Source organism: Micrococcus cohnii (genome assembly GCF_014205175.1).
In the GTDB taxonomy this organism is placed as follows: domain Bacteria; phylum Actinomycetota; class Actinomycetes; order Actinomycetales; family Micrococcaceae; genus Micrococcus; species Micrococcus cohnii.
In genome coordinates this window covers 918,737-930,514 of the sequence record NZ_JACHNA010000001.1, presented here as the reverse complement: position 1 = coordinate 930,514, position 11,778 = coordinate 918,737, and the positions used below count along the sequence as shown (strand labels likewise).

Below are 11,778 nucleotides of genomic sequence, written 5' to 3'. Positions count from 1 at the left end.
ATGCCCAAGCGCACAGATCTGACATCCGTCCTGGTCATCGGCTCCGGTCCGATCGTCATCGGGCAGGCCGCCGAGTTCGACTACTCCGGCACGCAGGCGATCCGCGTGCTCAAGGAGGAGGGCGTCCGCGTCATCCTCGTGAACTCGAACCCGGCGACGATCATGACCGACCCGGAGCTGGCCGACGCGACCTATGTCGAGCCGATCACACCCGAGGTGGTCGCGAAGATCATCGAGAAGGAGCGTCCGGACGCGGTTCTGCCGACCCTCGGGGGTCAGACCGCCCTGAACACCGCCATCGCCCTGGACAAGGACGGCGTGCTCGAGAAGTACGGCGTCGAGCTGATCGGCGCGAACATCGCCGCGATCGAGCTGGGGGAGAACCGCGAGAAGTTCAAGGGCGTCGTCGAGCGCTCCGGCGGGGAGTCGGCACGCTCGGCCATCGTGCACACCATGGATGAGGCGCTCGAGGCGGTGAAGGACCTCGGCTATCCGGTCGTCGTGCGCCCCTCGTTCACGATGGGCGGGCTCGGCTCGGGCATGGCCTACGACGAAGCGGATCTGCACCGCATCTGCGGGGCCGGCCTGCAGTACTCGCCCACCTCGGAGGTGCTCCTGGAGGAGTCCATCCTCGGGTGGAAGGAGTACGAGCTGGAGATGATGCGCGACAAGAACGACAACGTCGTGGTCGTCTGCTCGATCGAGAACGTCGACCCCGTGGGCGTGCACACCGGCGACTCGATCACCGTGGCCCCGGCCATGACGTTGACCGACCGCGAGTACCAGAAGCTGCGCGACATCTCGATCAACGTGATCCGCGAGGTCGGCGTCGACACCGGCGGCTGCAACATCCAGTTCGCCGTGAACCCGGACGACGGTCGCGTCGTGGTCATCGAGATGAACCCCCGCGTGTCGCGCTCGTCGGCGCTGGCGTCCAAGGCGACCGGCTTCGCCATCGCCAAGATCGCCACCAAGCTGGCCCTGGGGTACACGATGGATGAGATCCCGAACGACATCACGCTCAAGACCCCCGCGAGTTTCGAACCCGTGCTGGACTACGTGGTCGTCAAGGTGCCGCGCTTCGCGTTCGAGAAGTTCCCGGCCGCCGACGGCACCCTGACGACCACCATGAAGTCCGTCGGCGAGGCCATGGCCATCGGCCGCAACTTCACCGAGGCCCTCCAGAAGGCGTTGCGCTCGCTCGAGCAGTCCGGTTCGGAACTGGAGTTCGACCGTGATGCGGACCCGGCGGCCTTGCTCGAGCAGGCCCGCACGGCCACCACGCAGCGTCTCGCGCAGACTCAGCGTGCGCTGTACGCGGGTGCGAGCCTGGAGCAGGCCTTCGACGCCACGGCGATCGACCCGTGGTTCCTGGACCAGTTCCAGCTGATCAACGAGATCGCCGACGAGGTGCGCGAGGCCGAGCAGCTCACCGCCGATGTGCTGACCCGGGCCAAGCGTCACGGCTTCTCCGATGTGCAGATCGGCCGCCTGCGTCACATGGACCCTGCGGTCGTCCGGGGTGTCCGCCATGCCCTCGGTGTGCGCCCGGTCTACAAGACCGTCGACACCTGCGCGGCCGAGTTCGAGGCCTTCACCCCCTACCGCTATTCCAGCTACGACCGGGAGACGGAGGTGCAGCCGCACGCTGCGCCGAGCGTCATCATCCTGGGCTCGGGCCCCAACCGCATCGGTCAGGGCATCGAATTCGACTACTCGTGCGTGCACGCGACGCTGGCGTTGCGTGAGGCGGGATACGAGACGGTGATGGTCAACTGCAACCCGGAGACCGTCTCGACCGACTACGACGTCTCGGACCGCTTGTATTTCGAGCCGCTCACGCTCGAGGACGTGCTCGAGGTGATCCACGCCGAGCAGTCCTCCGGCGGGGTGGCCGGCGTGTTCGTGCAGCTGGGCGGGCAGACCCCGCTCAAGCTCGCCCAGCAGCTCTCCGACGCGGGCGTGCCCATCCTGGGCACCTCGCCCGAGGCGATCGACCTGGCCGAGCATCGCGGCGAGTTCGCGCGCGTGCTGGACGGCGCGGGCCTCATCGCCCCGAAGAACGGTACGGCGGTGTCCTTCGAGGACGCCAAGGACGTGGCCGACCGCATCGGCTATCCCGTGCTCGTGCGTCCCTCGTATGTGCTGGGCGGCCGCGGCATGGAGATCGTCTACACCGAGCAGGCGCTCGAGCAGTACGTCAGCAACGCCACGGAGATCACCCCGGACCAGCCGATGCTGGTCGACCGCTTCCTCGAGGACGCGATCGAGATCGACGTCGACGCCCTGTATGACGGCGAGCAGTTGTACCTGGGCGGCATCATGGAGCACATCGAGGAGGCGGGGGTCCACTCGGGCGACTCGGCGTGCGTGCTGCCCCCGGTGACCCTGGGCCCGGATGTGCTGGCTCGGGTGCGCGAGGCGACGGAGCAGATCGCCCACGGCGTCGGCGTGCGTGGACTGATCAACATTCAGTTCGCCCTCGCTTCGGACGTGCTGTACGTGATCGAGGCGAACCCGCGCGCGTCCCGGACCGTCCCGTTCGTCTCCAAGGCGACCGGCGTGCAGCTGTCGAAGGCCGCAGCGTTGATCGGGATGGGCTGCTCGATCGCGGATCTGCAGTCCGAGGGCCGACTGCCCCGGGACTACGACGGCGCTGCCCTGCCGCTGGATGCAGCCGTGGCGGTGAAGGAGGCCGTCATGCCGTTCACGCGTTTCCGCACGGCGCAGGGGCGCGTCGTGGACTCGCTGCTGGGCCCGGAGATGCGCTCGACCGGCGAGGTCATGGGCATCGACCGGTACTTCGACACGGCTTTCGCCAAGTCCCAGGCCGCCGCCGGCGGGCCGCTGCCCACCTCTGGCCGGGTGTTCGTGTCCGTGGCCAATCGAGACAAGCGTTCGGCGGTCGGGCACGTCAAGCGTCTGGTCGACCTGGGCTTCGAGATCGTCTCCACCGGCGGAACCGCGGACGTGTTGCGCCGCAACGGCGTGCAGGCCGAGACCGTGGCGAAGATCGCGTCCTCGAACGACCCGGACGGGGCCGGCACCGTGCTCGAACAGCTGCACGAGGGGCGTGTGGATCTGGTGCTGAACACGCCCTCGGGCGGTGACGCCCGGGGTGACGGGTACGAGATCCGCGCCGCCGCGACCAGCCTCGGCGTGCCGGTGATCACCACGCTCGCCGAGTTCGCCGCCTGCCTGCAGGCGATCGAGGCGCTGCGCGAGCATGCGTGGTCGGTGACCTCGCTGCAGGAGCACGACGAGCGTCTGCGCGGCCTCGTGGCGCGCGACCGCACACCGGCTGAGGCGGGAGCCGGAGCATGAGCGGCACGTCCGAGCGCCGGCACGTCGGCCGTGAGCCCTTCGGCGCGCGGCTGCGAGCGGCCATGGACCGGGTCGGCCCGCTGTGCCTGGGCGTCGACCCGCACCCGGGACTGCTGCAGTCCTGGGGGCTGCCGGACACCCCGGCCGGCCTCGAGGCGTTCTCGGCGGCCGCCCTCGAGGCGGCCGCCGGGGGATCCGACGGGCCGCTGGTGGCCGCGCTCAAGCCTCAGGTGGCGCTCTATGAACGGCACGGCTCCGCGGGGCTGGCGGCCCTCGAGACGTTCCTCGCCCAGGCGCGGGAGGCGGGGGTGCTCACAATCGCCGACGCCAAGCGTGGCGACATCGGTTCGACCATGGCCGGCTATGCCTCGGCCTGGCTCGACGATGCGTCGCCACTGGCGGCCGATGCGGTGACCCTGAGCCCCTATCTGGGCTTCGAGTCGCTGCGACCGGCCTTCGAGGCCGCCGCGAGGACCGGGCGTGGGGTGTTCGTCCTCGCGCTGACCTCCAATCCGGAGGGCGCGTCCGTCCAACACGTCGGCGCCGAACAGGAGCAGGGCTCCGTGGCCTCGAGGATCGTCGCGGCGGCCGCCGCGGAGAATGCGGCTCATGTGGGTGAGGACGAGCGTGAGCTGGGACCGGTGGGGCTGGTGGTCGGCGCGACCGTCGCCGAACGGGCCCACGCCCTCGGCCTCGACCTCGCCGGCGTCCGGGGGGCGCTGTTGGCGCCCGGCTTCGGCGCACAGGGAGGCACGGCGGCGGGCATGCGCGAGGGCTTCGGCCCGGCATGGCCGGCGGTGCTCGCCACCAGCTCGCGCGGCATTCTGGCGGCCGGTCCGTCCGTGTCGCGACTCGCCGAACAGCTGAAGCGGAATCTGGCTGACCTGGGATGATCCCGCCGTGCCATTTCTGTGATCTGGAATCGCTTTCGTTCGGGTGCGCAGTTCCGTAATCTCAGGCTCGACAAATGTTGCCGGACGGCGCGCCTGAGGTACGTCCTCAACACCGGCCTGCGATCAAGAGGAGCTGGATGGCGCTGCGTGAACTGAGCCTTGAAGAGCGTGCGGCCGCACGTGAGAAGGCGCTGCGCGCCCGGCAGGAGCGCGCGAACCTCAAGGAGGCCTTCGCGCGCGGCGAGATCGGCCTGGCCGAGCTCTTCGACCGAGCGGACGAGGACCCGGCCATCGGTCGGCTGCGCACCGTCGACCTGCTGCAGGCGATGCCCGGGGTCGGTGAGGTGCGCGCCCACCGCATCATGGAGGCGTGCGAGATCTCTCCGGTGCGCCGGCTCAAGGGCCTCGGACGGCGTCAGCGCGAGGCGCTGATCGCCTATATTGGCCGCTGACGTCCGCGCGGCATCGTCCCGGCCGCGCTTGGCCCCCGACCGAAGGACTTCCCACCCGTGAACGTCACGCCCTCCGAGCCCGCCGACCGCCTGCCCGTCGATGCGTCCGCCCGGCACAGTGCACTGCTCGCCGAGGAGGCGCCCGCGGTCCCGGGGCCGCGGGCGAGCGGCAAACCGGTCCCGCCGGGCCCCGGCGTGACCGTGCTGGCCGGCCCGACTGCCGTGGGCAAGGGCACGGTGTCCGCGTACATCCGTGAGCACTATCCCGAGGCGTGGCTGTCCGTGTCGGCGACGACGCGCCCGGCCCGTCCCGGTGAGCAGGAGGGGGTGCACTACTTTTTCGTCACGAGCGAGGAGTTCGACGATCTGGTCGATCGGGATCAGATGCTCGAGTGGGCCGTGGTCCACGGCGTCAACCGCTACGGCACGCGGCGGGACAAAGTCGACGAGGCGGTGGCCGCCGGCCGCCACGTGCTGCTCGAGATCGACCTGCAGGGGGCCCGGCAGGTGCGCGAGTCCCTGCCGGAGGCGACTTTCGTGTTCCTGGCCCCGCCGAGCTGGCCGGAACTTGTTGAACGCCTGATCGGCCGTGGCACCGAGACCGAGGCTGAGCAGCGTCGCAGGCTTGAAACCGCTAGGATGGAACTCGCTGCCGAGCCGGAGTTCGACGCCGTCGTGGTCAATGACCGCGTGGAGCGCGCCGCCTCGGAACTGGTCCAGATCATGGGCCTGACCCCGCGCGACTGACGCTCGTTGCGCGTGAGCGCCGGGACCGAGCCCGGCGGCCGAAGACCTCGCCCGCGCGGCACCCGCCCGCGGGGCACGACCGAACGACTGGAGCAATCCGTGACCGATCAGTACGACGGCATCGTCAACCCGCCCATCGACACCCTGCTGGAGAGGGTCGACTCGAAGTACGCGCTCGTGCTCTTCGCCGCAAAGCGCGCCCGTCAGATCAACGCGTACTACTCCCAGCTGCACGAGGGCCTGTTCGAGTATGTCGGTCCCCTCGTCGAGACCCAGCTGAACGAGAAGCCCCTGTCCATCTCGCTGCGCGAGATCGAGTCGGATCTGCTGGTCTCCCGCGAGGTGTCTGACCAGCCGGTCGAGATCGACTTCGGCGATGAGGAGTTCGGCGACTTCACGTTGCCGGGCGATGAGGATCCGTTCGCGACCGAGGCCGAGGCGGGCGCGGAGTCGGCGAACGCCACCACGAACGCGGAGCAGGCGGCCGAGGACGCCGGGCTCGTCGAGCAGGCCGAGGCCGCCGCCGACGAGCAGAGCCCGGCGGACGTCGAGGACAACTGATCCCATGCGGATCGTGCTCGGCGTCGGCGGTGGCATCGCCGCGTACAAAGCGGCGCTGCTGCTGCGCCTGATGACCGAGGCCGGTCACGAGGTGACGGTCGTACCCACGCGCAACGCCGAGCACTTCGTCGGACGCGCGACGTGGGAGGCCCTCTCGGGTCGCCCGGTGCATACCGACACCTTCGACGCCGTCGACCGGGTCAACCACGTGGCGCTCGGTCGTTCTGCCGAGCTGGTCGTGGTCGCGCCCGCGACCGCGGACCTGCTGGCGCGCACCGCGGCCGGCATGGCCCCTGACCTGCTCGGCAACGTGCTGCTCACCGCGACGTGCCCGGTGGTGCTGGCGCCGGCCATGCACACCGAGATGTGGCAGCACGCCGCCACGCAGGCGAATGTGGCCACGCTGCGCGAGCGCGGGGTCTACGTGCTCGACCCGGCAGTGGGTCGACTCACCGGCGCCGACTCCGGCGCTGGGCGGCTGCCCGAGCCGGAGCAGATCTGGGACGCGGCCCGAGCGCTCATCGACGGAGCGGCGGTGGGACCGCTGACCGGACGGCGTGTCGTCGTCACCGGTGGCGGCACACGTGAGCCCCTCGACCCGGTGCGATATCTGGGCAACCGTTCCTCGGGCAAGCAAGCGGTCGCGCTCGCCCGTGCCGCCGTGGAGCGGGGCGCGGAGGTGACACTGATCGCCGGCCCCATGAGCACCCCGGTCCCGACGGGCATCAGGCGCGTGGACGTCGAGACCACGCAGCAGCTGCTGGAGACGGTGCTCGAGCACGCCCGCGGCGCCGACGTGCTCGTGATGGCGGCCGCCGTGGCGGACTTCCGGCCACGGACCGTCGCCACGGCGAAGATCAAGAAGGACGACGACGGCTCGTCTCCGACGATCGAGCTCGAACGCACCCCGGATGTGCTCGCCTCCGCCGTGGCGGCGCGCGCGGAGGGGGCCCCGATCGCTCCGCTAATCGTCGGATTCGCCGCCGAGACCGGAGATGAGGACCACGACGTCCTCGAGCACGCCCAGGCCAAGCTCAAGCGCAAGGGCTGCGAGATGCTCGTGGTGAACGACGTCTCGGCAGGGCAGGTGTTCGGCCGTGACGAGACCGCCGTGACCGTGCTCTTCGCCGACGGTTCCGAGCCGGTGACCGCGGTCGGAACCAAGGACGATGCGGCGAGGACGGTGCTGGAGCGGGTCGTCACGCACCTGGGCTGAGCCCCGGCCGCTGGCGCACGCCGGTGCGGCGGGAAGCCTCCGGCTTCTGCCGCGTGACGCCCGTGTCCCCGGCGTTGGCGCCGGGAACCGTAGAATGTCCCCATGAGCGCAGCCCACCGCACCGAGACCGCAGATCACTCCGCCCCCTACCGCGGGGTCGGTGGGGACGGTCTGCGGCTATTCACCTCGGAGTCCGTGACCGCCGGTCACCCGGACAAGATCTGCGATCAGATCTCCGACGCGATCCTCGACGCGCTGCTCGCGGCCGACCCCGCCGCCAAGGTGGCGGTCGAGACGCTGACGACAACCGGTCTGGTCCAGGTCGCCGGCGAGGTCAACACGAGCGCCTACGTTGAGATTCCGCAGATCGTGCGCAAGACGATCCTCGACATCGGCTATGACTCCTCGGCCAACGGCTTCGACGGCGCGCAGTGCGGCGTGAACATCTCGCTTGGCCAGCAGTCCTCGGACATCCACTCGGGCGTCATGCGTTCACTCGAGTCCCGCGAGTACGGATCGGCCGACGCCGTCGACCTGCAGGGCGCCGGCGACCAGGGGATCATGTTCGGTTACGCGACGAACGAGACGCCGACCCTCATGCCGATGCCGATCTACTTGGCCCATCGGCTTTCAGCCCGCCTGACCGCCGTCCGGCAGCAGAGCCCCTCGCCTATGCCCTATCTGCTTCCCGACGGCAAGACGCAGGTGACCATCGGCTACGACGAGCACCACCGGGCCAAGACCATCGAGACCGTCGTCGTCTCGACCCAACATCACGACGTGGTCGAGCAGGCGCAGCTGCGTGAGGACGTGGAACGCCATGTGATCCGCCCGGTGATCGAGGCCAGCGGACTCGACGTGTCGCACGCCCGCATCATCATCAACCCGGGTGGGAAGTTCGTGATCGGCGGGCCCGTGGGAGATGCCGGACTGACCGGTCGAAAGATCATCGTGGACACCTATGGCGGCATGGCTCGCCACGGCGGTGGGGCGTTCTCCGGCAAGGATCCCTCGAAGGTCGACCGCTCGGCGGCCTATGCGATGCGCTGGGTCGCCAAGAACGTGGTGGCCGCGGGGCTGGCCGAACGCGCCGAGTTGCAGGTGGCCTACGCGATCGGGTCCGCCCGTCCCGTCGGCCTCTACGTGGACACCTTCGGCACGCACGCGGTGCCCGAGCAGACCATCATCGACGCCGTGAACGAGGTCTTCGACCTGCGACCGCTGGCGATCGTGAACGAGCTGAACCTGCTGCGGCCGATCTACCGCAAGACCGCCGCCAACGGACATTTCGGCCGGGAGGACGCTGACTTCACGTGGGAGCGCACGGACCGGGTGGACGCCCTGCGGGCGGCCGCGGGGATGTGACCGGCCATCGGCGAGGCCCTGTTCAACCTGGGTGACCCGCCCGAATCTGGCCGACTTCCGGACCGGCCCGAGGGACTGCCCCAGGACCCGGTGGCGCGGGTGCTGCTGGACTCGCCCGTTCCTCACCTGGACCGCGAGTTCGACTACCTCGTGCCGGTGGCCCTCGACGAGAGCGCCCGGGTCGGCTCCCGCGTCACCGTGCGCTTTTCCGGCCGGGAGATGACCGGGTGGATCACCCAGCGCGGAGCTGAGCCGACCACGGCGGCTGCGCTCAGCGACCTGCAGGGCGTGCTGACGCGTGTGCCGCCGCTGACCGCCGAGGTGCTCGAGCTGGCGCGTGCGGTGGCAGCCCGTCAGGCCGGCGTGGTCACGGACGTGCTGCGCAGCGCCGTCCCCCCTCGCGTGGTCGCCGTCGAGAAGGAGATCCTGGCCGAGACCGGGGCCGACCATCCGGCCTCGCAGCGCCATGATGAGCAGAACGCCGATCCCGTGGCTGACGGCGCGGAGGCTCACGCGGTCACCGAGGACGATGTGCTCGACGCGCTCGAGGGCGGACAGGCGTTCCTCTCGGCGGTCTGCGCCGGCGACGCTCCGCGGGCGGCGGCGAGCCTGCCCAGCCGCACGGGCCTCTGGGACGAGGCGTGGGTGCTCGCCGGCGTCGCCCGTCGGGCCGCGGACGCCGGTCGCGGCGTCGTGCTCGTCGTGCCGGACCAGCGGGACCTGGACCGGCTGTGCGCCGTGCTCGACGATCTCCTCGGCGAGCACGCCTATGCCCGTCTGACCGGTGAAGACGGTCACACGCCCCGGTACCGCGCGCATCTGCGGCTGCTCACCGGGCGGTGCCGGATCGCGGTGGGGACCCGGTCGGCCATCTGGGCGCCCGTGCCGGACCTGGGGTTGATCGTTGTCTGGGACGACGGCGATGACTCCTACGCCGACCCGCGTGCCCCGTACCCCCATGTCCGGGACGTCGCGGTGCAGCGCTGCCATCATGCTCACAGCGCGCTGCTGTTCGCCTCCACCTCGCGGACCACCGCGGTGCAGCGTCTCGTCGAGCTGGGATGGCTGCAGTCCCTCGAGGCGCCCCGTCACCGGGTGCGTGAGTCCACCCCGCGCATCATCGCGACGGCCGATTCCTGGGAGTCCGCGCGTGACCCGTTCGCCAGGCGTGCGCGCCTGCCGCATGCGGCCTGGCAGGTGGCGCGGCACGCGCTGTCCGGGCCGTGCCCGGGCCCGGTGCTCGTGCAGGTGGCCCGTGCCGGATTCATCCCGGCCCTGGTGTGCGAGCGATGCCGCACACCCGCTCGCTGTCGGCACTGCGCCGGTCCTCTGGCCTTCCGCGACCGAGCCGCCGCGGAGCGCGGTGAGCTGGCGTGCCGCTGGTGCGGAACACGTGAGCGGGACATCGAGTGTCCCGAGTGCGGATGGCGGCGCCTGCGCGCCGGCGCCCGCGGCGTCGACCGCACGGCTGACGAGTTGGGCCGCGCCTTCCCCCAGGTGCCGGTGGTCTCCAGCTCGGCCGCGCACCGCGTCGGCACCGTCGAGGACCGTCCCGCGCTCGTGGTCGCGACGGTCGGGGCGGAACCGGTCGCGCAGAACGGGTACGCGGCCGCGCTCCTGCTGGACGGAGACGCGCAGCTGACTCGGGAAGGCCTCGACGTGCCGGCTCGCGTGCTCGCGCGCTGGTTCGCCGCCGCGGCGCTGGTGCGACCGGCCGATCGCGGCGGCGTCGCCGTGGTGACGGCCGAACACGCCGAGACCGTCGGCGCGCTCACCCGGTGGGACCCGGCCGGCTTCGCCTCGCGGCAGCTCGCCGAACGCCGCGAACTGCACCTGCCCCCGGCCGGACGGATCGCGGAGGTGACCGGCCCGGACCGGGCCGTGGCTCAGTACCTCGCGCTCGTGGAGGAGGCCCGTCGAGAGGGCGCCGCCGGGTCCGTCCTGAGCGCCGGGCCACTGCCGTGGATCGGTCCGGTGCCGCTGCCCGAGGACGAACAGCGGCACCGGGCGCTGCTGCTGTTCCCCTATACGGCCTCCGAGGCGACCGCGGCGCTGCTGCGCTCGGGCCGCTCGGCGGCCAGCGCCCGCGGCGAGGCCGAGGGCGTGCGGATCAGGCTCGACCCGATCGGGGTGCTCTAGCGTTCGCGCCCGGCCGGGGTCGCGCCCTGGACAGGAAGTCCCGGATCAGGCTCGCGCACTCGCGGGGCCGCTCGTAGTGCAGCAGGTGGCCCACCCCGGGCAACAGGACCAGCCGGCAGCGGGGACTCGCGGCGGCCACGTCAGCGGCGAGCGCCCGCTGGGCGGCGGGGGAGCCGAGCGGATCCTCGTCCCCGGCCACGAGCAGTACCGGCAGGCTCAGGCCGGCGGCCGAGTCCGGCACGGAGCCGGTGGTCGAGGCCCGATAGGACTGGGCCACCTGGGCGGGCGAGGCGAAACCCGAGAAATGCCGCCGGTGCTGATCGTGCGTGTAGGCCAAAACGCGGGCGTCATCGGTGCGGCTCATGAACACCGTGGTGGCCCAGGTGATCAGCGACGAGCGCAGCAGCGCGTCGCTGAGCCGGGCGGGCAGGCGGGCGGCCGCCTCGTAGTAGCCCTGCGCCAGCAACGCCGAGGCGCGGTCGAGCCACGTGGACGAGGCGGACAGGGCCGGCTCGGCGATCGGGTTCAGCAACGCCAGGAACGACCACGCCTGAGGCCGGCTCGCGCACAGGGCCGCCGCGACGATCGTGCCGTAGGAGTGGGCGACCAGGCCGGTTCTCTCGTCGAGCTCGAGTGCTTGGCGGACCTGGCCGAGCGTCTGAGCATGATGGTCGACCGTGTGCTCGGCGTGCGGGTACGCCGGGGAGGCGCCGAAGCCGGGCAGATCGACGCTGAGGATGCGATGCTCTGGCAGGCAGTCGGCGAGCAGGGCGAGCCCGTGGTGGTCGCCACGGAATCCGTGGACGAACACGAGCGTCGCCGGCCCCACAGCGATGTCGTCCTCGGGGGAGGGCTCGTCCCGGAGCGGCGGCGCGTACTCCCAGACGGCGACCTCGTGCCCAGCACCCGAGAGCGGGTCGGCGGCGGCCACGGTGCGTCGCCGGGTGGTGCGAGGACGGTGGCTGGTGAGCACCTCCGTCTTCGCCGGTGGGGCCGGCACCCGCAGCAGATGCCAGGCGCGCAGCCGCACGGGTTCCGAGGACAGACGCGTCGATCCAGACATGGCCGTCAGCTTAGATCA

General features: G+C 71.1%; 9 protein-coding genes. 8 read left to right on the top strand and 1 reads right to left on the bottom strand.

Annotation, left to right across the window (positions count from 1 at the left end; all coding sequences use genetic code 11):
• The 8 genes from carB (at window position 1) to HDA30_RS04260 (ending at window position 10,697) form a co-directional block, all read left to right on the top strand.
• Window positions 1-3,324 (top strand): carbamoyl-phosphate synthase large subunit, encoded by a 3,324-nt coding sequence (gene carB, locus HDA30_RS04295; protein WP_184241196.1) that lies wholly within the window; start codon window positions 1-3, stop codon window positions 3,322-3,324.
• Window positions 3,321-4,217: an orotidine-5'-phosphate decarboxylase gene (gene pyrF, locus HDA30_RS04290; RefSeq protein WP_184241195.1), complete on the top strand. Its 897-nt coding sequence runs from the start codon at window positions 3,321-3,323 to the stop codon at window positions 4,215-4,217. The genes carB and pyrF overlap by 4 nt, the downstream gene beginning before the upstream one ends.
• 137 nt (window positions 4,218-4,354) lie before the next feature.
• Window positions 4,355-4,669: an integration host factor, actinobacterial type gene (gene mihF / locus HDA30_RS04285; protein ID WP_158495968.1), complete on the top strand. Its 315-nt coding sequence runs from the start codon at window positions 4,355-4,357 to the stop codon at window positions 4,667-4,669.
• Window positions 4,670-4,864: 195 nt separating this feature from the next.
• Window positions 4,865-5,416 (top strand): guanylate kinase, encoded by a 552-nt coding sequence (gene gmk / locus HDA30_RS04280; protein WP_343059362.1) that lies wholly within the window; start codon window positions 4,865-4,867, stop codon window positions 5,414-5,416.
• 99 nt (window positions 5,417-5,515) lie between these two features.
• Window positions 5,516-5,977 (top strand): DNA-directed RNA polymerase subunit omega, encoded by a 462-nt coding sequence (gene rpoZ / locus HDA30_RS04275; protein WP_158495967.1) that lies wholly within the window; start codon window positions 5,516-5,518, stop codon window positions 5,975-5,977.
• A gap of 4 nt (window positions 5,978-5,981) precedes the next feature.
• Complete coding sequence (gene coaBC, locus HDA30_RS04270) at window positions 5,982-7,193, top strand: bifunctional phosphopantothenoylcysteine decarboxylase/phosphopantothenate--cysteine ligase CoaBC (protein ID WP_184241194.1); 1,212 nt, start codon at window positions 5,982-5,984, stop codon at window positions 7,191-7,193.
• Window positions 7,194-7,295: 102 nt separating this feature from the next.
• Window positions 7,296-8,558 (top strand): methionine adenosyltransferase, encoded by a 1,263-nt coding sequence (metK, locus tag HDA30_RS04265; RefSeq protein WP_158495965.1) that lies wholly within the window; start codon window positions 7,296-7,298, stop codon window positions 8,556-8,558.
• Between the two features lie 90 nt (window positions 8,559-8,648).
• Entirely contained in the window at window positions 8,649-10,697 is a 2,049-nt protein-coding gene (locus tag HDA30_RS04260) for a primosomal protein N' family DNA-binding protein (protein WP_184241193.1), read from the top strand.
• On the opposite strand, the gene HDA30_RS04255 is transcribed toward HDA30_RS04260, so the two are convergent.
• Window positions 10,669-11,760 carry an alpha/beta fold hydrolase gene (locus tag HDA30_RS04255; protein WP_184241192.1) on the bottom strand — a complete coding sequence of 364 codons (1,092 nt, stop codon included), beginning with the start codon at window positions 11,758-11,760 and terminating at the stop codon, window positions 10,669-10,671. The two genes, HDA30_RS04260 and HDA30_RS04255, sit on opposite strands and share 29 nt — an antisense overlap.
• Between the last annotated feature and the right edge of the window lie 18 nt (window positions 11,761-11,778).

Bases quoted from the DNA above. Each gene is read 5' to 3' on its own strand.
- carB (WP_184241196.1), top strand. From the start codon at position 1: ATGCCCAAGCGCACAGATCTGACATCCGTCCTGGTCATCGGCTCCGGT.
- mihF (WP_158495968.1), top strand. From the start codon at position 4,355: ATGGCGCTGCGTGAACTGAGCCTTGAAGAGCGTGCGGCCGCACGTGAG.
- metK (WP_158495965.1), top strand. From the start codon at position 7,296: ATGAGCGCAGCCCACCGCACCGAGACCGCAGATCACTCCGCCCCCTAC.
- HDA30_RS04255 (WP_184241192.1), bottom strand. From the start codon at position 11,760: ATGTCTGGATCGACGCGTCTGTCCTCGGAACCCGTGCGGCTGCGCGCC.
- coaBC (WP_184241194.1), top strand. From the start codon at position 5,982: ATGCGGATCGTGCTCGGCGTCGGCGGTGGCATCGCCGCGTACAAAGCG.
- pyrF (WP_184241195.1), top strand. From the start codon at position 3,321: ATGAGCGGCACGTCCGAGCGCCGGCACGTCGGCCGTGAGCCCTTCGGC.